Below are 19,569 nucleotides of genomic sequence, written 5' to 3'. Positions count from 1 at the left end.
TCCCAGCCTACTTCCCAGGGTGCACAGTCAACGAACGATGCCGGTGATGCTCGGAGAACCCCAGCCGGTGATAGAGCGCCCGGCCTGCGATGTTGCTGGCGATGACGTCCAGGTATGCGGCGTGAGCGCCATGTTTCGCGCCCCAGGTGAGCATCGCCGCGCCCATTGCCGACGCCAACCCTCGACGACGATAGCCTTCCGCCACCTCCACGGCCGAAAAACCGAGCCAGTTGCGAGAGCCGCCCTCGGTGATAGTGCCACGTGTGATGGCGGCGAGGTGCCCGCCTAAGTAGAGGGAGGCGAAGCACATCTGGCCGTCGATCTTTTCGGTGAGTAGCCGCAGTGCCTTTTCCGGTAGGGGTTTGCCGCGGAAGTGGTACATGGACAGCCACTCGGGGGTGGGGTGGTCGTCTAGGCGGAGGTCCAGAGTGCTGCGGGCGAAGAGTTCCAGCTCGGGGGCCACGTCGTCGAGGTCGTCCAGCTCGCGGGTCATGACGATAATCTCGGGGCCACGGTCGCCGGGCAGGGATTCGGCGGTGCGGCCGATCCGGTCGGGAAGGAGCAGTATGGTGGGCAGGTTGTGCTCCTGATAGAAGGCGGTGATCTCCTCGAGAGGTACGGGCTGCACGCCCGCATTGGGGCCGATGGGCACGGCGGAGTTGGAGCGTTCGGTGATGCCGTCGCCGGCGCGGGCAAGCCAGTGGCCGATCATTGTGTTCTGGATTCCGGGAAAGGCCGCGGCGGTGGCGGCTTCCACGGCGCGGATGTCGGAGTTACGCACGGGCGCGGCGGAGAGGGTTTTGAGGACCACGACGGTGTTCGGGTCCAGGGTGAGCTGGGTGCGCTGCGCGCTGTCGATGACCAGCGGGTCGACGCTGCGGATCACGCCAATCACATCGGTGGCTTTGCCGGCGTGTTCGCCGTCGGTGAGCAGATAGCGCACGATCGCGCGGGTGCCGGGGCGCACGCTCACAGGGTCGGTTCTGCGGGAGAGGGGGAAGGGGATGCCGTCGACCCGGCGTGCGCCGGAGGCGGCGGAGGCAATCTCGCCCAGGTGGATGTGCTCACTCATGCTGGCTGGTGGTGTCCAGGTCATCCAGGCCGCTCAGGCTGTCCACGTCATCCAGGTCGTCATGCCCGAAGGGATCCTTGTCCACGCCGGGCGTCCACGTGTTCCCACCGGAGGTCCACTTCTCGGCCTTGATGGCTTTCTTGGCCTGGCGTTTGTAGCGTCCGATCAGCATGTCGGTGTATAGGAACCCGTCGAGGTGCCCCACCTCGTGTTGGAGGCAGCGCGCGAAGAAGCCGTAGCCTTCGATAGAGATTTCCTGTCCGTGTTCGTCCAGTCCGGTCACGCGCGCCCAGTTGGCGCGGCCGGTGGGGAAGGAGTACCCGGGGACGGAGAGGCAGCCTTCGTCGTCGTCCTCGTCGTGCGGCATGGTTTCGGGGATGGTGGAGGTTTCCAGCTGGGGGTTGATCACGCAGCCGCGGCGCATGGGGCCGCCGTTGGCGTCGATCTGGTCCTGGCTGAGGGTGGTGCCGTCGGGCCCTTCGATGTCCGGGCAATTGTAGACGAAGAAGCGCTTGTTGACGCCGACTTGGTTGGCGGCGAGCCCCACGCCGTGGGCGCGATCCATGGTTTCGTACATGTCGTTAATGAGGGTGGCGAGCTGCTCGTCTGGTTCCTGTCCCGGCTGTAGGTCGACGGGTTCGGTGGGGTTGTGGAGGACGGGGTCACCGGCGATGACGATGGGCATGATTGACATGGGCTCTAGTGTAGCTGTGTGCCGTGACGCTGTGTGCGCCTGCCGTGGCTGCGGGCTGCTCTACAATGGGGACTCATGTTGACGGAGCGGGAAGTATCGATGCTGGAGTTTGAGCGCCAGTGGTGGCGCAATCCTGCGTTGAAGAATGAGCGCATCCGTCAGGAGTTTGGGGTGAGCCCGATCCGTTATTTTCAGCAACTCAATGCGTTGATCTCTAGGCCTGATGCCCTTGATTTTGATCCGACGCTGGTGCGCACGTTATTGCGGCGTCGCGACGGGCGTGAAGCGGGCGAGTAGATTCGGCCCGTGTCGCTCCATGTGGCTGGTGTTACTGCAGTTACGATTGGGGCGTGTCTGAAAACTATCGCCCACGCCATTCCCTGGACTCTCGCTACAGCAACTACGACGCGGACTTCGATCTGTTCGAAGACCGCGTGGTAGAGCCGTACTCGTCTTCGGACGCTTCGTCGGCTGACCCGGCTCCGTCTTCTGAGGCTGGCGCTGCCGCGAAGGCTGACCCGGCCCCGGAGCGCAACCCGTACCTCGACGAGCCGGAGGAGAGCTACGGCGCTCACGCGGATACCCCAGAGGACGGCATCCTGGACGCGGACTTCGAACCCATCGACGAGCCCCATGACGAAGATGCTGACCAGCGTGCTACCAGCCGCGCAGCCACCGGCCTGGGTGCCGGCGCCGGCTTAAGCGCCGCAGCTGTGGCGGTCGACCGTCGTCCCCTCAACCTTGCAAAGGATTCGGGCGCTGGGGTGGAGGAGGCCGGCGTCGGAGAAACAGGGGCGGCAGCCGCTGCTGGGGGAGCAACGGACGAGGACGTCTTCGGCAACGGCGGTCAGCCGGCAGACCCCGACACCAAGGGTGTGCCCCTGCGCGGCCTGGTGATGATCCTGGCGGCGGTGGGAATCCTGTTGATCGGCTGGGGCAGCTACATGTTGCTGAGTGGTGATGACAAGCAGGAGACTGTGGCGTCGGAGAATAATGCGGGCGACCACGGCGAGCAGCACGCGCCGGGCGGCAACGCGGGCGCGGCGGATCGGCCGGGTGGCAACGGCGCGGAGAAGCCGGGCGCGGAGGCTGGGCGTCCGGGTGAGGAGAATAAGCCTGGCGACAACCGTGAGGGCCGGGACGGTCGCGATGATCGTGACAACCCTGAGGCGAACCGCGACGAGAAGCCAGACAACGCGCCGGCGGGCCAGATCGACCCGGAGCGCGAGTACATCGCCGTGCTGAACAACTCCCAGGTCAGCGGCCTTGCCGGCGACGTGGCGAAGAAGATCCGCGGCGGCGAGTTCAAGTCCACCGGCTACGGCAACTTGCCGACCGGACGCTTCCCCGAGTCCGTGGTGCTGTACCCAAGCAACAACCAGCCCGCGCGCGAGGCGGCGGAGAAGCTGGCCCGGGATCTGGGCATCGCCGCGCAGGAGCGCACCCCGGAGATCGACGACAACCTGGCGGGCGCGGAGATGTTCGAAGGTGGCAAGCCAGCACAGATCGTGGTGGTGACGACCAACAGCATGCCGCAGTAGCTGTGCGCAGTGGTACCGCGGCGACAGTAGTCCGCCGCGATTGCCGCGGTTTATACTGAGACGAATAGTGCCGATTAGCCAGGAGAACCTCATGACTAGCTCCCCCTCGCACGCGGACGGTGTGTCGCGGATTGATTTCCCCGGGTCCGAACCGACCGTGGGTATCGAATGGGAAGTAGCGCTGGTGGATCCGAAGACCCGGGACTTGGTCCCTCGGGCCGCCGAACTGCTGGAGAAGATGGACAGCGATTACCCCGGCCACCGTGTGGTCCGCGAGTTCCTGGCGAACACGGTGGAGATGGTCACGGGCGTGCATCGCACCGTGCCTGAGGCTGTGGATGATCTGCGTCAGCAGCTCCTTCAACTCCTCGACGCCGCCGATCAGTGCGGAGTGCACCTGTTTTCCGCGGGAACTCACCCGTTTGCCCACTGGGGCGACCAGGTCTTAAGCGAGAAGTCCAGCTATCAGGAGATCATTGAGCGCACCCAGTATTGGGGCCGCCAGATGCTGATCTGGGGTATCCACGTGCACGTGGGCGTGGGCTCGAAGGAGAAGGTCTGGCCGATTATTAATTCGGTGATGACGCACTACCCGCATGTGCTGGCGTTGTCTGCGTCGTCTCCGGCGTGGGAGGGGCTGGATACGGGCTATGCGTCCAATAGGACGTTGCTGTATCAGCAGTTGCCCACGGCGGGTATTCCGTATCAGTTCTCCTCCTGGGAGGAGTGGGAGCAGTTCATCGTTGATCAGGATCGCTCGGGCGTGATTAACCACACGGGGTCGATGCACTTTGATGTGCGTCCGTCCAAGTATGGGACGGTGGAGATCCGTTTTGCGGACGCCACGATGGAGATCTGGGAGCTGGCTGCCATTGCGGCATATATCCACTGCCTCGTGGTGTTTTTCGAGCGGCAGTATGACGCAGGGGAGGAGCTTCCTCTGCTGCAGCCGTGGCATGTGGCGGAGAATAAGTGGCGTGCCGCCCGCTATGGTCTTGAGGCGTTGATTATCACGGATCGGGAGACCACGGAGCGTTGGGTGACCGATGAGTTGAAGGACTGGGTGACAACGCTGATGCCTGTGGCCGAGGAGCTGGGGTGCGCTGCCGAGTTGGCGGATGTGCTGCGCTTGGTGGATCGCGGGGGCGATTACACGTTGCAGCGCAACAAGGCGCGGGCTGCGGGTGCGGCGCTGGAGCCGTCGGTGCGTACGCGTGGAGATGCGGGCGCTGAGGAGGGCTTCACGCAGCCGAAGGCGTGGATTGCTGCGGTGGATCTGACGGTGGAGAGTCTACGACGGTCCGTCGGCCGCTAGCCCTCAGTACTTTTACAAATTGTTCGCCCAAAACGCCAGATTTGGCCCCAAATCTGGCGTTTTGGGCGAACAATTTGTGTGTGGGAGGGGTGTTTTTGTGTGAGGCTAGCGCAGGTGCAGCGCGGTGGCCGCGCTGCACAGCGCGTTCGCGATCGAGAGGTCCGAGTCCGGGGCGAAGCCCACTGCCCAGGCGCGCTTGTTGGCGTAGGACGTGTAGATGAACGTGGCGGTGGCCTCGAAGATCTTGAACTGGTGCAGCTCCAGAATCTCCACGCGGTAGCCGTGGTCCGCCAGGATCTCGGTGATGGCGGAGCAGGCTCCCATGGCGTTGATCTCCACCTTGGTGCCGATGCCGTCAGCAGTGAGGCCCGTCATGGTGAGGGTGTAGTGGTTGCGGGAGGCCCGCTGACGCTCGGAGGCCATGGTCTCGACGCGGATGTCGGAGGGCGCGTACGTGGCGATGAACTTCTTCCAGTCCATGTTGCGAGCCTCTTCACGCATGCCGCGGGGGAGCCTCTGTCCGAAGCGTGCACGGAACGGGTCTTCTGCGAAGGTGCGGGTGCGCTGCCGGCGCTGCTCGATGCGGGTCTTCTTGCGGTTGGTGTAGGTCTTCGCGGTGGAGCGGCGCAGTTCGGGCTGGGCGGTGTAGGTGGGGCGCTCGTCTTCGGGGCGGGCGAAGCGGATCAGGGTGGTGGTGTTGGTGGATTCGTCAAACATGTTGTCAGTAAAGGAATGTGGGTGCTGAGAGTTGTGCGTTGTCATGGTGAGTCGGTCCTTGGAGTCCTGTGTGCGATGTGCACCGTCGTGCTGTGTGCTCTTGTGCTATGTGCCGCACGGTGTTGCTGTGCACGGTGTGCTGGGATGTGGACCGACGCTCAAGCGGTTGGTGTGACCTGTAACCCCGTAGTGGAGGGGTCAGCCCTGTCCTCCACCCGGGTTGGGAACTCGCTTGAGTAGTGTGATCATGCGTCCAATCATAGTGCCCCTCATCACAAATCTCAAATAATGCGCAACAATGAGCCATATTGTCTCACATGTTGAGATTTACTCAGGGTAGGCAGAGGCTCAGCGCTAAGAAACAGCCTCAGCGCCAGTCTCACTCGACATCACGCCTCAGCGCCAGCCCCACTCTCGCGCACCCGCGCCGCCGTCCGCGCCATAAACAACAGCTCAGCCACGGCAATGTCGCGAATCTCATCGGGGTGCACGGACTCATCGGCTGAGTGAATCCGGCACGTCGGCTCCTCGATTCCAAACAGCGCTAGTTCCGCGTCTGGGTAGTGTGCCAGCAGCTTGTTGGTCAGCGGGATGGATCCGCCGGAGGCAACCTCCACCGCAGGCTTCCCGTAGGAATCACTCAGCGCGCCGGTGAGTTCCGCCAGAGCCGGGCCACTTGTATCAGCCCTGAACGGCTCGGCCAGCGAACCCCGCTCAATGCTCACCCGCCCATGCGTCTGGGCCCCTACCTTGTTAATGTGCGCGATCAGCAACTCCAGGCACTCCTGCGGCTCCCGTCCGGGTGGCACGCGCAGGGACACGTGCGCCGCCGCGCGCCCCGGCACGGCATTGATGGCGTCCTCCACGGACAAGGAGTCCAGGCCGGTGACGGTGATGGACGGGTTCATCACCGTCAAGTCGTTCGGCGCAAATCCGCGGGATGCTCCCAGCATGCTTACGCCGTCGACGGTCCCGGCGTTGCGGCAGAAGGTTGCTGCGTCGGGGCCGGTGCCCTCCCACCGTTCGGTGGGCGTGAGGCCGTCGATGGCGACGAGGCCGTCGGCGTCGTGGAAGGTGGAGATGATGCGGATCAGTTCCAGCAGCGCGTCCGGGGCAGCTCCGCCGAACTGTCCGGAGTGCATGGGCTGGTTGATGGTGTCCACGGTGAGCGTCAGCGTGGCCGATCCGCGCAGCGCGGTACACACGGAGGGCACGCCGAGCTCGTCGTTTCCGGAGTCGGCGATCAGGAACGTGTCCGCCTGGAAGAGCTCCGGGTTGGATTCCAGCAGGTCCTCCAGCCCGTAGCCGCCGCGCTCCTCGGAGCCTTCCACAACCACACGAATGCCGATCTTCGCGAGCTCCTCGTGTCCCTCCTCGATGAGCGCGTTCATTGCATCGAGCACGGCCAGGTGCATCGCCACGTGCCCCTTGCAGTCTGCCGTGCCGCGCCCGTACCATCGCCCGTCACGCTCGCTGAGGGTCCAGGGGTCTGATGTCCATTCTGATTCGACGCCGGCCGGCTGTACGTCGAAGTGCGAATACAACATAACGGTGGGGTATCCGGGAGCTGCGTCGCGCACTCCGATGACGGAGGTGGATCCGTCGGTGGTGGTGTGTCCGTGGACGGGGACCCCTGCGGCGGTGAAGTGTTCGATGGTCCAGGTGGCGGCGCCGTCGTTGTGCTCTTGTAATTCGGGCACAGAGTGAATGGAGTGGAAGGCGACGAGTTCGCTGAGGTTCTTTTTTAGTTCGGGCATGCGCTGGGTGATGAGTTCGCGTGCGCGCTCGGGGCTGAGGGGTTGGTGTGGCTGAGTGTTTGTCTGGTTGTTTGTCTGGGGCGTGTTGTTCATGTTCTCCACCATAGTTACTGCTGTGTTCACCACCACGCTTGCTGCCGGGCTTGTCGCTGTGCTTGCACTCACCCGGCACGAGTGCTAGAAACGGGTTAGCACTTAAACAAACCGAGTGCCAGAAAATTTACCGTCAAGTTTAGTGAGGATGGGTGCCGCGACATTCGCCCATCCGTGCCGTCGCGGGCGCTGAGCTTGAGCCGTATGTGTCGCTCACACTCTAACGGAGGATCGAAGCCTTATGGCTAAGATGATTGCATTCGACGAAGAAGCACGCCGTGGTCTGGAGAAGGGTCTGAACACCCTGGCAGACGCGGTTAAGGTCACCCTCGGCCCGAAGGGACGCAACGTTGTCCTGGAGCGCAAGTGGGGCGCGCCGCTGATCACCAACGACGGCGTGACCATCGCCCGTGAGATCGAGCTGGAAGACCCGTACGAGAAGATCGGCGCTGAGCTGGTCAAGGAAGTCGCCAAGAAGACCGACGACGTCGCCGGCGACGGAACCACCACCGCTACCGTCCTCGCCCAGGCTCTGGTGCGCGAAGGTCTGCGCAACGTGGCCGCCGGTTCCAACCCGATGGGTATCAAGCGTGGTATCCAGACCGGTGTGGAGAAGGTGACCGAGGCTCTGCTGGACTCCGCGAAGGAGATCGAGACCAAGGAGCAGATCGCTGCCACCGCTGGTATCTCCGCTGCTGATGAGGAGATCGGCAAGCTGATCGCCGAGGCTATGTACAAGGTTGGCGATGGTGAGCTGAACAAGGAAGGCGTGATCACCGTCGAGGAGTCGAACGCGTTCGGCGTGACCCTGGAGGTCACCGAGGGTATGCGCTTCGACAAGGGCTACCTGTCCGGCTACTTCGCGACCGACGTGGAGCGCGGCGAGGCTGTCTTGGAAGACCCATACATCCTGCTGGTGAGCTCCAAGATCTCCAACGTGAAGGACCTGCTGCCACTGCTGGAGAAGGTGATGCAGTCCGGCAAGCCGCTGCTGATCATCGCCGAGGACATCGAGGGCGAGGCCCTGTCCACCCTGGTGGTGAACAAGATCCGCGGCACCTTCAAGTCCGTTGCTGTGAAGGCTCCGGGCTTCGGTGACCGCCGCAAGGCTCAGCTGCAGGACATCGCTATCCTCACTGGTGGCCAGGTCATCGCCGAGGAGGTCGGCCTGTCTCTGGAGACCGCTGACCTGCCACTGCTGGGTACCGCACGCAAGGTGGTTGTCACGAAGGACGACACCACCATCGTGGACGGCGCTGGCTCCGCAGAGCAGCTGGCTGGCCGCATCAAGCAGATCCGTCAGGAGATCGAGAACGCTGATTCCGATTACGACCGTGAGAAGCTGCAGGAGCGCCTGGCGAAGCTGTCCGGCGGTGTTGCAGTACTGCAGGTCGGCGCCGCCACCGAGGTGGAGCTGAAGGAGCGCAAGCACCGCATCGAAGATGCCGTGCGCAACGCACGCGCTGCCGCTGAAGAGGGCATCGTCGCCGGTGGTGGCGCAGCCTTGCTGCAGGCAGCACACGTCCTGGATGACAACCTGGGCCTGGAGGGCGACGAGGCGACCGGTGTGTCCATCGTCCGCTCCGCACTGTCCTCCCCACTGAAGCAGATCGCCCACAACGCCGGCCTGGAGCCCGGCGTGGTGGTCGACAAGGTCGCCGGCCTGCCTGTGGGCCAGGGCCTGAACGCCGCCAGCGGCGAGTACGTAGATCTGCTGGACGCCGGAATCTCCGACCCAGTGAAGGTCACCCGCTCCGCACTGCAGAACGCTGCATCCATCGCAGCCCTGTTCCTGACCACGGAAGCTGTTGTTGCTGACAAGCCTGAGCCGGAAGCGCCAGCGATGCCAGGTGGCGATGAGATGGGAATGGGTGGCTTCTAAGCCCCCGTCCACATCGGCTTCATCGCTGATAGACAGCCTGTACACCCCGCCTGCACCCCTGCAGGCGGGGTGTTTTGCTGCACGCTGGGCGTCGGATAATTAAGGAACAAACAACCACGCGTAACATAGGGGGTAGAGAGCACGAATCCCTCCGCTCGTCTTAATTCATCGAGGGACCAACAGGAGAAATGCGATGGCAGAACACAACGAGGATTTCCACATTGTCGACCTTGCGGCCACCGAAGGCTACATCGTTGATGATTCCGACGAAGACGATCCCGTCCTCATCACCCCGGATGGTCACCGCGTGGACACCTGGCGTGACGACTACCCCTACCCGGAGCGCATGAGCCGTGACGAGTACGAATCCACGAAGCGCGCTCTGCAGATCGAGCTGCTGAAGTGGCAGAACTGGACCAAGGACACGGGTCAGAAGCACATCATCCTGTTCGAAGGCCGCGATGCAGCCGGTAAGGGTGGAACGATCAAGCGTTTCAATGAGCACCTGAATCCTCGTGGTGCCCGCACCGTGGCACTGGAGAAGCCGTCCGAGCGTGAGTCCACGTCCTGGTACTTCCAGCGCTATATCCAGCACTTCCCAGCCGGTGGCGAGATCGTCTTCTTCGACCGCTCCTGGTACAACCGCTCCGGCGTGGAGCGCGTGATGGGCTTCTGTACCGAGTCCCAGCACGCGGAGTTCCTGCGTGAGGTTCCGATGCTGGAGAACATGCTGATGGGCTCGGGTATTTCCCTGACGAAGCTGTGGTTCTCCGTGACCCGCAAGGAGCAGCGCACGCGTTTCGCGATCCGCCAGGTGGATCCTGTGCGTCAGTGGAAGCTGTCTCCAATGGACTTGGCGTCCTTGGATAAGTGGGATGATTACACCCGCGCCAAGGAGGAGCAGTTCCGCTACACGGATACGAACGAGTCTCCGTGGATCACGATCAAGTCCAATGACAAGAAGCGTGCCCGCATCAACGCGATGCGTTACGTGCTCAGCAAGTTCGAATACACCGGCAAGGACCACAGCGTGGTCGGCGAGCCAGATCCGCTGATTGTGAAGCGCGGCCGCGACCAGATTGGCGATTAATCTCGCCGGATTTCGATGGGGTTTCCGTGCCAGCGTGTGTTCGCTGGCACGTGGTCGCCGCGCATGACGAGTGATGCGGGCCCCACGGACGTTGTCCGTCCTATATCCGACGCCGGGAGTGCGACCGAATGCGGTCCCAGTGTGGAGCCGGCGCGCAGAATGACGGTGTCTAGGCTCATGATCCGATCGTGGAATAGGTGAGTCTGGACCACGCAGCCGGGGCCGACGGTGGCGCCGTCTTCGATCACGACGAGGTCGGCTTCGGGCAGCCAGTAGGTGTCCAGCCAGGCTCCGCGTCCGATTCTCGCGCCGAGTGCCCGCAGGAAGATGTTCAGTGATCCGGTCCCGTGGGTGTGCGCCAGGAACCAGGGGCCGGCGACGGTTTCCACGAATTGGTCTTGGAGTTCGTTGAGCCACACGAAGCGGGACCAGAGTTCGTGTTCGCCGGGCCGAATACGTCCCACGCAGAGCCATTTCATGGCCACGGTGAGTGTGGCGGCGGCGAAGCCGGCCAGGATCAGGACCAGCGCTCCCCAGAGGGGGAGCCATACGAGGCTGATGGGGCCGGCCAGGAGCTGGTATTGGATCGCGGCGATGACGCACGCGGCGATGACGGCGCTGGTCATGGGGGCCAGCAGGCGCAGGGTTTCCACTGCACCGCGTGCGGCTTTGACGCGCCGGCTGGGGTTGTAGGTGCGGGCGTCGTGGGTGTCCGTCTCCACGGTGCGGCGGAGGCGCTCCGGTGGGGAGCCCAGCCAGTTGGACCCGGCCTTAGTTTTCTTCGGGGTGGAGGACAGGACGGCCACCAGGGAGTTCTTTTTGAGGTTGCGCTCTGGCCCGGCGATGCCGGAGTTGCCGAGGAAGGAGCGCTTGCCCACGCGGGTGGTGCCGGTGCGCATCCAGCCGCGGCCGCCGAGTTCGTAGCCGCCCACCATGGTGTCGTCGGCGAGGAAGGCGCCGTCGCGCACGTCGGCGAAGGTGGGGACCATCACGGCGGTGGAGATTTCGGCGTCCCGGCCAATCTTCGCGCCGAGGGAGCGGAACCACCAGGGGGTTAGCTGCGCGGCATACAGGGGGAAGAGTTGTGTGCGGGCGGCGTCCATGAGGCGTTCGATGAACCAGACGCGCCAGCCGCTGAAGCTGCGTACTGGCATCACGCCGGGGGTCAGCCCGATGGAGAGGACTCGGACAAGTATCCAGGTCAGGGCGGTGTAGGTGGCGAAGATGACCAGGCCGCCGAGTGCGGATAGTGGCACGAGGAGCGCCAGGATGGTCCAGCCGCTGTGCGTGCCCTGTAGCGTGACATCCTGCATCGAGAGGCTCAGCGCCCACAGGACGAACACAACCCCCACCGCCAGGGAGAGCAGCGGCAGGATGGACAGCGCCACCGCGCCGAGGGCATAGCCCGCGCGCCACAATGGCCTGCGCGGGGGAGTCTCGGAGGGGAAGGTGCCCTTGGCCTTGCCCACCTTCTTGGCGGGGGATCCGGCCCAGCGGGCTCCGGACTTCACTTTTTTGGCGCCGGTGACACACGAGCCGGCGTCGATATGGGCATTGGAAGCAATGGTGGTGCCCGGCAGGAGCGTCGAGCGCGCACCCACGGTGGCCCCGTCGCCGATGACGATGCGGCCCAGGTGCAGCGTGTCGCCCTCCACCCAGTATCCGGACAGGTCCACCTCGGGCTCCACGGAGGAGTAGTTGCCCAGGCTCAGCATGCCGGTGACGGGCGGCAGGGTGTGCAGTTGCACGCCTCGGCCCACGTCGGCGCCCAGCCATCGGGCGAAGGTGGTGATCCAGCTGGCGCCGGAGACGTCGCGCGCGCCGGAGGTATCGGCCACGCGCTCGGCGGCCCAGAGGCGCAGGTGAGTGGCGCCGCCGCGCGGATAATCACCGGGGTGCACGCCGGCGAGGAGCCCGCGGATGAGCAGCGCGGCCAGGGGCATGCGGCCCAGCGGGGTGGCGAAGATGAGGAACAGCGCCAGGACGAGCCATCCGTTGACGGGCACCACGATCTGGCTGAGGAATGTCCAGGGGGCGCCGGGGCTCGGTTGGTCGGGTTGGCCCGTCAGGCCCAGGATGCCGTGGAGCGCCCAGTTGCCGAACAGGATCCAGGTGATCCATTGCAGTGCGCTGAGCATCATCGCTGGAACCTGGATGAGCGCCTGGGCCAGGCGGGTGGTCCAGCGCACGCGCGGCACGGGGCCCTGGTGTGCGAAGTTGTGGTCGGGCTGCGCCTGCTGTGCGTGCTGATCCCGCCGCGCCTGCTCGGCCACCTCCGTGACCCGGGCGCTGAACGCCGCCAGGCGGGAGTGGTCGTAGAGGTCGCGGACGGAGACGCTCGGCACGGTGCTCCGCAGTCGGGCGATCATGGTAGCCGCGGACAGGGATGTGCCGCCGAGTGAGAAAAAGTCCTGGTCAGGGTTGGTGACCTCGAGGCCCAGCGCGTCCGACCACAGGCGCGCGATCCGTTCCTGGTCGCTGTCGTCGAAGTGGGTGTCCTCCGCTCCGGAGGCGGGCAGCGGCCAGGGCAGGGCCTTTTTGTCTACCTTCCCGGAGGTGGTGACGGGCAGCGAATCCAGCGCGCACAGCCGTGGGACCATCGCCGTAGGAAGGCTGGCGCGCAGGTGGGTCAGCGCGGCGTCCAGGTTGAACTCCGCGGCGGTGCCGTGTTCCGGGGAGACGTAGCCCACCAGGACCTTGTCGCCGCCGCCGGTGGTCTGCACCACCACTGATCCGCTGCGCACGTTGTCCAGGGCGCTTAAGGCTGCGTCCACTTCGCCCAGCTCGATGCGCCGCCCGCCGATCTTGACTTGGTCATCAATGCGGCCCACGAAGTACAGCCCGTCCTCTTCGAGCCGGACGTGGTCGCCGGAGCGGTAGGCACGCTCCCATCCCAACGTGTCCATGGGCGCGAACTTTTCCGCGTCCTTGGCGGGGTCCAGGTAACGGGCAAGACCCACGCCGCCGATGATCAATTCGCCGACCTCGCCGTAGTTCACGGGGTTGCCGTCCTGATCGACGACGCCCAAGTCCCAGCCCCGCAACGGCAACCCAATGGAGACAGAGCCGCGCCCGTCCATGGTGGTGCCGCACGCTACGACGGTGGCTTCGGTGGGGCCGTAGGTGTTCCAGAGTTCTCGGGAGGGGGTGGCAAGCCGCCCGGCGAGTTCGTCGGGGCAGGCTTCGCCGCCAAAGATGAGGAGGCGGACGGCGTCCAGGGCTTCGTCGGGCCAGAGGCTGGCGAGGGTAGGGACGGTGGAGATCGCGGTGATGTTGTGGGAGATCAGCCAGGGGCCTAAGTCCACGCCGGAGCGCACGAGCGTGCGGGGTGCGGGGACCAGGCAGGCGCCGTGGCGCCAGGCGAGCCACATCTCTTCGCAGGAGGCGTCGAAGGCAACGGACAGTCCGGCGAGGACGCGGTCACCGGGGCCGAGCGGGCCGCTGGGGTGGTTCACCAGGAACAGTTCGGCTTCGGCGTCCACGAAGGCGGCGGCGTTGCGGTGGGTGACGGCCACGCCTTTGGGCGTTCCCGTGGAGCCGGAGGTGAAGATGATCCAGGCGTCGGAGTCAGTAGTGGGGCCGGTGGGGGCTGTATCGTCAGCGGAGTCGTGGACCTTCGCCTCCGGGTCCGTGCCTGTGACGGTGAGCCCGTTGTGGTCACACAGTGCATCCACCTGGGCTTCGCCGAACACCAGGTCGGCGCGTTCTTGGGGGTCGTCGGCGTCCACGGGGACATAGGCGGCGCCGGCGTGCAGGGTGGCCAGGATGGCGATGTAGAGTTCCCGGCTTCCCGACGGCATGCGAATGCCCACCCGGTCACCACGGCGGATGCCCCGGGTAGTCAGTTCACTGCTGAGGGCGTGGACGTCCCGAAGGAGTTCGGAGTAGGTGAGCACGCCGTTGCCGTCGTCGAGCGCGGCGGCGTCGGGGTACGCGTCCGCGGTGGCGCGGAAGATGTCAACGAGGGTGCGGGGTTCAGGGGCTTCTGAGGAACGCAGATAGTGCGCGGGAATATCCACAGTCAGGGCTTACTCGTCAATCACGTCGGTGGCGATGATGGAGTGGGCGAGCTTCCTTAAGTGCTTGAGCTGCTTGGATGTGGAGTCATCCAGGGCCTTGTCCTCGGCGGAAGTGACGACCGGTAGGAGGGCATTGAAAGCCTTCTCGCCCTTCTTGGTGATGGAGATGATTTGCCGGCGGCGGTCTTGAGGGTCCTTGATCCTTTTGGCGAGGTGACGCTTTTCCAGGGAGTCCACCAGACGGACCATGTCCGAGCGGTCGATTCCTAGGATATCGCCGAGTGTTGCCTGGCTGGCGGCGTCGCCATCAACGAGGCAGCAGAGGATCCAGTATTCACGGAGGTTGTACCCGTGTTCGTCCAGGGCGGTTTCGACGAACTCACGGGTCCGTCGGCGAAGGCGTTCCAGCTGGAAGCTGGGGGAGGAGAGCAGATCCTTGGGCAGTGGGTACGTCTCTGGCATAGTTCTAGCCTAGCGCCGGGTACAGGGGATTGTCTAATTATTGAGATTTCCCACTATTATTTTTGGGTGTAACCGCTTCTGCGGTTTTCCGTGGTTGCTTGAGTGGTCTCTCGAGAGGGTTCGCTAGCGGTTGTCCACGATGGGTAGGCCGGCGTCGCGCCACCCGGAGGTTCCGTTGAGGATGTTGATGGAGTCAATGCCGTTGAGTTCGAGCCACTGGCAGGCGCGTGCGGAGCGTCCGCCGGATAGGCAGATGATGTAGATGTCTTCGTTCAGGTCCAGCTCCCCGTAGCGGCTTTGGAGCTCGGTCAAGGGGATGTTGGTGGCGCCTTCGGCATGCCATTGTGCGAACTCATCGGCTTCGCGAACATCGATCAGTTGTGCGTTAGCTGGGACATCGGTGGGTTCTACAGATTCAAACTCGCTCATGGCTCTCCACTATAGGGAATCTGTTGAGTGTGGGTTCGTGCAGTGCGTTGGATGGTGGGGGCTTGCTGGGGTGGCTGTTACCCACCTCGATGGCTTCATACCTTCTAGGTTAGGGTAGTGTTAGTGCCGGCGTTTTTGTTGGATATGGAACTTCGAAATTAATTTCGAAGATCTGGAAATAATTTCTTGACATTTAAGCGTTTGAGGTAATGGAGACTAGAAAATCTGCAACAGTCATTTCTTTCATTTTAATAATTGGAGCGTTAGGTTCGGGCGCTTTGGATGTGGCCATATGGGGTTTCGCTGTTGTTAATGTGTTTATGTTGATGTTTACCATGCTTATTGCTCTAGCGTATGTGTGGTCCTTGAGGCAATGTAGGGCTAATATTGAAGGCTTTGGGGTGGATTTTCTCGCTTCTCTCGATGGGCGACGTCTCGGTTTGTTGCATAAGGTCGCGATGCGCGCAATGGGTTTTTTGTTTTTTGTCATGATGTTTAATTTTGTTGCGATAGACAAGAAAAATCCAACATTAAGCAGTCCGGAATTGCTAAGGCTGTCAATGTGTTTCTGGATATTTTTGTCCGGGTTAATTTTCCTGGTCGTGGAGTGTTTGATTCCTTGGAGTGCTGCTGTCTATGATGGTTTTCTATATATGAAGTCTGGATCAATCCGAAAAAGGATTTCTATTTCAAACTCGGTGGATGATGTGGTTTATGCTGATGGTAGCTTTCTCTTGCCTGGGCAAAGGTACAATTGGCTCACTCAATCCTGGGATGACTATCCCATCCTCATTCGGACGGCTGGGTGGGTTAATCGCTAAGGAATTTGAGAATAAGTGGATGTATTGGACCCCTTGAGTTCAGAGAGTCGTTGAAACAGAAACGCCGCAGCGAGAGCCTCGTTCGCGAGACTCTCGCTGCGGCGTTGCATGAGATAAGCCCGTCAGGGCTCTCCGCGGAGCGTTCTTTACGCTTTTTTACTTGTAGCGATCCTTTGCTTCTTCCAGGATCTTTTCGGCCTCAGCCTTGTTGCCCCAGCCAGAGCCGGTGACTTCCTTGTTAGGCTCCAGGTCCTTGTAGTGGACGAAGAAGTGCTCGATCTCGTCCAGGGTGAACTTGTTGACGTCCTCGATGTCCTGGTAGTTCTCGAAGCGTGGGTCGTCCAGCACGCACAGGAGCTTGTCGTCGCCGCCGGCTTCGTCGGTCATCTTGAACACTCCCACGGGGCGTGCCTTGACGATCACGCCGGGGAACACTGGTTCTGGGAGGATGACCAGCGCGTCCAGTGGGTCGCCGTCCTCGCCCAGGGTGTGGTCGATGAAGCCGTAGTCGGCTGGGTAGGCCATGGGGGTGAACAGGTAGCGGTCCAGGTATACCTTGCCGGTTTCGTGGTCCACTTCGTACTTGTTGCGGGAGCCTTTGGGGATTTCAATGGTTACTTCAATGCTCATGGTGTTCCATTCTATTGCTAGTGTGGGGGAGATGAAAAGCAGGAAGACTGTGTGGCGCTGGTTGGCTGTTGTGTCCGTCCTTGTGCTTGTGGTGTGTGGTGCCGTTGCGGGGGCGTGGTGGTGGACCACGCAGCATACGTTCAGCGTTGCGCGCCCTGCCGCCGTGTCCGAGGCGTCTGCGTCCTTCCTTTCCCCCGACGCCCAGTCTGCGTCCCCCAACATCTCTGCCGCTGTGCAGGGCTTTTCTGATGATCCAGCCTTGGGGGAGCTGTCTGCCCACGTGACGGATGCTGTGACGGGGCAGGTGCTGTGGGAGAAGAATGCTGAATCTTTTCTGGTGCCGGCGTCCGTCACGAAGCTGGTGACTGCTGGGGCGGCGCTGAGCGTGCTTCCGTCTGATGCGGTGGTGACCACCCGGGTGGTGGAGGAGGCTCCGGGGCAGCTGGTGCTGGTCGGCGGGGGTGACGTGACGCTGACGGACAAGCCGGGTGGGGGTTTCTACACGGATGCCGCGAGTGTGCAGGATTTGGCTGACCAGGTGGCGACGGCCTTGCAGGGGCGCACGGTGACGTCGATCCGCGTAGGCAATTCCATCCGTGAGGGGTCTGTGTTTAATGACACGTGGGATCCCGAGGATGTGGAGGGGGGAAATGTGGCGGATGTGGACTCTGTGATGTTGGACGGCGGACGGGTGGATCCTTCGGATTCTTATTCGCCGCGCTCGTCTTCGCCCGCGGAGGATGTGGCGCGCAGCTTGGCAGCCCAGCTGGGAGCTGAGGACGTGCAGATTTCCGTGGATGACCAGCCGGCTGCCGCGGAGGCGCAGGAGCTGGGGTCGGTGACCTCGGCACCGCTGGAGGTGCGGGTGCGGGACATGCTGGTGCACTCGGATAACGTGCTGGCGGAGGCCATTGGCCGCGAGGTTGCTGAGGCCCGCGGCCTGCCCCACACCTTCGAGGGCGCTACCCGCGCCACCATCGAGACCTTGAGCGACGACGGCCTGTCCATGGACGGGGTGGTGTTGAAGGATAACTCCGGCATGAGCGAGAAGAATCGCCTGAACGCCCGGGTGCTGGATTCGTTGCTGGCTTCGGAGACGTTCCGCCCGCTGCTGGACGCGCTTCCGGTCTCCTCCGTGGAGGGGACCCTGTCTCATCGTTACGAGGAAGGCTCCGGAGCCGAGGCCTCTGCGGGTTATGTTCGTGCGAAAACCGGCACGCTGGACGGTGTGAACGCCCTGGCGGGCACCGTGATGACGGAAGACGGTCGCCCACTGACGTTTGCTTTCCTCTCGAATGACTCTTCTCCCGACGAGGCGCGGCCGGCCCTCGACCGCCTGGCGAACGCCCTGCACACTGCAGCATGAGCCTGCACTCACAGTTCCGCCGCTGGCTCCGCGAGCTGCCGCCTGAGGCGCAGCTGAGCCAGGCGGCAGACGTGGTGGTGGGGCTCTCAGGCGGGGCTGATTCCCTCGCGCTCACGCGCGCCGCGGTGCGCGTGGGGCTAAGCGTCCACGCGGTGGTGGTAGACCACCAGCTTCAAGCCGACAGTGGGGCTGTGGCGCGCCGCGCCGCGGAGCAGGCCACGCACCTGGGCGCGGCCAGCGCCCACGTGGTGGCCTGCGACGTGGACGGCACCACCGAGGGGGCCGCGCGCCACGCGCGCTACCAGGCCCTCGGCCACGCGGCAGCGCAGCTGGGAAAAGCCGCGCTCCCGGTGCTGGTGGCACACACCGCCCGGGATGACGCCGAAGGCGTGATCCTGGGCCTCATCCGCGGCTCCGGGGCGGCGTCCCTGGCGGGCATGCGGCCCGTGACCTTCGATCACCCCGTGGTGGACGCAGGGGCCGCCTGGCTGGGGCGGCCCCTGCTGACCGTCACCCGAGAGATGACGGAACAGGAATGCGCGCACGCCGGCTTGAGCGTCTACGAGGACCCCCACAACTCGTCGGCGGACTATCTGCGCTCGCGCCTGCGCACGGAACTCTTCCCCGTCCTCAACCGCATCGCGGGCCAAGACGTATCCGCTAACCTTTCCCGGACCGCGCGCCTGCTGCGCCAGGACGAAGACGCCCTGACTCAGCAGGCACGCCAGATCGTGCCGAGCCTGCTCAGCCCCGACGGCGAACGGCTCGATTGTAAGGGAGTGATGGCGGTGGAGGGTGCGCTTCGGCGTCGGATAATCAAACAATGGCTAAGCCCCACGGCGGGTGCGTTGACCAGCACACATCTAGAAAGAATCGAACAATTGGTGGTCAACTACACTGGCCAAGGCGCAGTGTCTGTCCCGTGGCCTACAATGGACGGACACGCGCCAGATCACGCGCGACTTGCTGTGGCACGAGTCACGGGCTATCTCACGATAATCCACGAACCGCGCTAGAGATTTTTAAGAACAAGAACACAACAACCCATCTAGGGAGAAAACACACCATGTCGGACCAGCCCCGCAGCGCAGGACACAGCGACAAGGACTCCAACGTCCCAGCAAACGCCTACGGCGATGATATTGAGAGCGTGCTGATCACGGAGGAAGAACTCCAGACGCGCATCCAGGAGATGGCGGACCGGCTCTCCGAGCGTTTCAAGGACGAGGACGAAGACCTGATCCTGCTGTGCGTCCTCAAGGGGGCCGTGTTCTTCATTACTGACTTCGCCCGGGCGATGAACATCCCCACGCAGATCGAGTTCATGGCCGTCTCCTCCTACGGCAACTCCACCCGCTCCTCCGGCGTGGTGCGCATCCTGAAGGACCTGGACCGCGAAATCGCGGGGCGCAACGTCATCATCGTGGAGGACATCATCGATTCCGGCCTGACCCTGTCTTGGCTGCTGCGGAACCTGAAGAACCGCCAGCCGAAGAGCCTGGGCGTGGTGTCCCTGCTGCGTAAGGCGGAAGCAGTGAAGGTGGACATCGAGCTGGAAGATCTGGGCTTCGACATCCCGAATGAATTCGTGGTGGGCTACGGCCTGGACTTCGCCGAGCGTTACCGCGACGTGCCGTTTATCGGTACACTGCGCCCAAGTGTGTATGAATAAGCGCGCCGT

Annotated in this window: 17 protein-coding genes; 9 read left to right on the top strand and 8 right to left on the bottom strand. The window is 63.4% G+C overall.

The genetic code is table 11. From position 1 onward, the window contains the following. Positions 1–7: 7 nt before the first annotated feature. Positions 8–1,072, bottom strand: coding sequence for a GNAT family N-acetyltransferase (locus GC425_RS08155; RefSeq protein WP_151844643.1), 1,065 nt, complete (start codon positions 1,070–1,072; stop codon positions 8–10). Beyond that, on the bottom strand, positions 1,065–1,766 hold the full coding sequence (locus GC425_RS08150; RefSeq protein ID WP_257822972.1) for a peptide deformylase: 702 nt from the start codon (positions 1,764–1,766) through the stop codon (positions 1,065–1,067). The genes GC425_RS08155 and GC425_RS08150 overlap by 8 nt, the downstream gene beginning before the upstream one ends. Before the next feature lie 75 nt (positions 1,767–1,841). Here GC425_RS08150 and GC425_RS08145 point away from each other — a divergent pair, with 75 nt between their 5' ends. From GC425_RS08145 to GC425_RS08135, 3 genes are all read left to right on the top strand, one after another. Beyond that, positions 1,842–2,063 (top strand): DUF3263 domain-containing protein, encoded by a 222-nt coding sequence (locus tag GC425_RS08145; RefSeq protein WP_151842558.1) that lies wholly within the window; start codon positions 1,842–1,844, stop codon positions 2,061–2,063. 53 nt (positions 2,064–2,116) lie between these two features. Continuing rightward, complete coding sequence (locus GC425_RS08140) at positions 2,117–3,307, top strand: LytR C-terminal domain-containing protein (protein WP_257822970.1); 1,191 nt, start codon at positions 2,117–2,119, stop codon at positions 3,305–3,307. Between the two features lie 130 nt (positions 3,308–3,437). Continuing rightward, entirely contained in the window at positions 3,438–4,622 is a 1,185-nt protein-coding gene (locus GC425_RS08135; RefSeq protein WP_257823251.1) for a glutamate--cysteine ligase, read from the top strand. A gap of 105 nt (positions 4,623–4,727) precedes the next feature. On the opposite strand, the gene GC425_RS08130 is transcribed toward GC425_RS08135, so the two are convergent. Beyond that, entirely contained in the window at positions 4,728–5,384 is a 657-nt protein-coding gene (locus tag GC425_RS08130) for a hypothetical protein (RefSeq protein WP_374707646.1), read from the bottom strand. Positions 5,385–5,728: 344 nt separating this feature from the next. Beyond that, positions 5,729–7,189: a dipeptidase gene (locus tag GC425_RS08125; protein ID WP_257822968.1), complete on the bottom strand. Its 1,461-nt coding sequence runs from the start codon at positions 7,187–7,189 to the stop codon at positions 5,729–5,731. 241 nt (positions 7,190–7,430) lie between these two features. On the opposite strand from GC425_RS08125, the gene groL reads away from it, so the two are divergent. Then, on the top strand, positions 7,431–9,071 hold the full coding sequence (gene groL, locus GC425_RS08120) for a chaperonin GroEL (protein WP_151842555.1): 1,641 nt from the start codon (positions 7,431–7,433) through the stop codon (positions 9,069–9,071). A gap of 193 nt (positions 9,072–9,264) precedes the next feature. After that, on the top strand, positions 9,265–10,161 hold the full coding sequence (ppk2, locus tag GC425_RS08115) for a polyphosphate kinase 2 (protein WP_151842554.1): 897 nt from the start codon (positions 9,265–9,267) through the stop codon (positions 10,159–10,161). On the opposite strand, the gene GC425_RS08110 is transcribed toward ppk2, so the two are convergent. From GC425_RS08110 to GC425_RS08100, 3 genes are all read right to left on the bottom strand, one after another. Continuing rightward, positions 10,158–14,180 (bottom strand): Pls/PosA family non-ribosomal peptide synthetase, encoded by a 4,023-nt coding sequence (locus tag GC425_RS08110; protein WP_257822966.1) that lies wholly within the window; start codon positions 14,178–14,180, stop codon positions 10,158–10,160. The two genes, ppk2 and GC425_RS08110, sit on opposite strands and share 4 nt — an antisense overlap. A 9-nt stretch (positions 14,181–14,189) precedes the next feature. Continuing rightward, complete coding sequence (locus GC425_RS08105) at positions 14,190–14,642, bottom strand: MarR family winged helix-turn-helix transcriptional regulator (protein ID WP_151842552.1); 453 nt, start codon at positions 14,640–14,642, stop codon at positions 14,190–14,192. 123 nt (positions 14,643–14,765) lie between these two features. Beyond that, entirely contained in the window at positions 14,766–15,071 is a 306-nt protein-coding gene (locus GC425_RS08100) for a rhodanese-like domain-containing protein (RefSeq protein ID WP_151844638.1), read from the bottom strand. A gap of 209 nt (positions 15,072–15,280) precedes the next feature. Here GC425_RS08100 and GC425_RS08095 point away from each other — a divergent pair, with 209 nt between their 5' ends. Continuing rightward, positions 15,281–15,892 (top strand): hypothetical protein, encoded by a 612-nt coding sequence (locus tag GC425_RS08095; RefSeq protein ID WP_151844637.1) that lies wholly within the window; start codon positions 15,281–15,283, stop codon positions 15,890–15,892. Between the two features lie 156 nt (positions 15,893–16,048). Here GC425_RS08095 and GC425_RS08090 read toward each other — a convergent pair whose 3' ends face one another. Beyond that, positions 16,049–16,522: an inorganic diphosphatase gene (locus GC425_RS08090; RefSeq protein ID WP_151842550.1), complete on the bottom strand. Its 474-nt coding sequence runs from the start codon at positions 16,520–16,522 to the stop codon at positions 16,049–16,051. 31 nt (positions 16,523–16,553) lie between these two features. On the opposite strand from GC425_RS08090, the gene dacB reads away from it, so the two are divergent. The 3 genes from dacB to hpt are packed head-to-tail and all read left to right on the top strand — an operon-like array spanning position 16,554 to position 19,560. Beyond that, entirely contained in the window at positions 16,554–17,888 is a 1,335-nt protein-coding gene (gene dacB / locus GC425_RS08085; protein WP_151844636.1) for a D-alanyl-D-alanine carboxypeptidase/D-alanyl-D-alanine-endopeptidase, read from the top strand. After that, positions 17,885–18,904 carry a tRNA lysidine(34) synthetase TilS gene (tilS, locus tag GC425_RS08080; protein ID WP_151844635.1) on the top strand — a complete coding sequence of 340 codons (1,020 nt, stop codon included), beginning with the start codon at positions 17,885–17,887 and terminating at the stop codon, positions 18,902–18,904. The genes dacB and tilS overlap by 4 nt, the downstream gene beginning before the upstream one ends. Before the next feature lie 50 nt (positions 18,905–18,954). After that, positions 18,955–19,560 carry a hypoxanthine phosphoribosyltransferase gene (gene hpt, locus GC425_RS08075; protein WP_151842547.1) on the top strand — a complete coding sequence of 202 codons (606 nt, stop codon included), beginning with the start codon at positions 18,955–18,957 and terminating at the stop codon, positions 19,558–19,560. Positions 19,561–19,569 lie beyond the last annotated feature (9 nt).

Origin of the sequence: Corynebacterium sp. zg254 (genome assembly GCF_024701495.1) — a bacterium.
GTDB classification, from domain to species: domain Bacteria; phylum Actinomycetota; class Actinomycetes; order Mycobacteriales; family Mycobacteriaceae; genus Corynebacterium; species Corynebacterium zhongnanshanii.
This window is presented reverse-complemented; position numbering and strand designations above follow the sequence as displayed.

Coding starts and splice junctions, on each gene's coding strand:
- GC425_RS08155 (WP_151844643.1), bottom strand. CDS start 1,072: ATGAGTGAGCACATCCACCTGGGCGAGATTGCCTCCGCCGCCTCCGGC.
- GC425_RS08150 (WP_257822972.1), bottom strand. CDS start 1,766: ATGTCAATCATGCCCATCGTCATCGCCGGTGACCCCGTCCTCCACAAC.
- GC425_RS08145 (WP_151842558.1), top strand. CDS start 1,842: ATGTTGACGGAGCGGGAAGTATCGATGCTGGAGTTTGAGCGCCAGTGG.
- GC425_RS08130 (WP_374707646.1), bottom strand. CDS start 5,384: ATGACAACGCACAACTCTCAGCACCCACATTCCTTTACTGACAACATG.
- GC425_RS08125 (WP_257822968.1), bottom strand. CDS start 7,189: ATGAACAACACGCCCCAGACAAACAACCAGACAAACACTCAGCCACAC.
- groL (WP_151842555.1), top strand. CDS start 7,431: ATGGCTAAGATGATTGCATTCGACGAAGAAGCACGCCGTGGTCTGGAG.
- ppk2 (WP_151842554.1), top strand. CDS start 9,265: ATGGCAGAACACAACGAGGATTTCCACATTGTCGACCTTGCGGCCACC.
- GC425_RS08105 (WP_151842552.1), bottom strand. CDS start 14,642: ATGCCAGAGACGTACCCACTGCCCAAGGATCTGCTCTCCTCCCCCAGC.
- GC425_RS08100 (WP_151844638.1), bottom strand. CDS start 15,071: ATGAGCGAGTTTGAATCTGTAGAACCCACCGATGTCCCAGCTAACGCA.
- GC425_RS08095 (WP_151844637.1), top strand. CDS start 15,281: ATGGAGACTAGAAAATCTGCAACAGTCATTTCTTTCATTTTAATAATT.
- GC425_RS08090 (WP_151842550.1), bottom strand. CDS start 16,522: ATGAGCATTGAAGTAACCATTGAAATCCCCAAAGGCTCCCGCAACAAG.
- dacB (WP_151844636.1), top strand. CDS start 16,554: ATGAAAAGCAGGAAGACTGTGTGGCGCTGGTTGGCTGTTGTGTCCGTC.
- tilS (WP_151844635.1), top strand. CDS start 17,885: ATGAGCCTGCACTCACAGTTCCGCCGCTGGCTCCGCGAGCTGCCGCCT.
- hpt (WP_151842547.1), top strand. CDS start 18,955: ATGTCGGACCAGCCCCGCAGCGCAGGACACAGCGACAAGGACTCCAAC.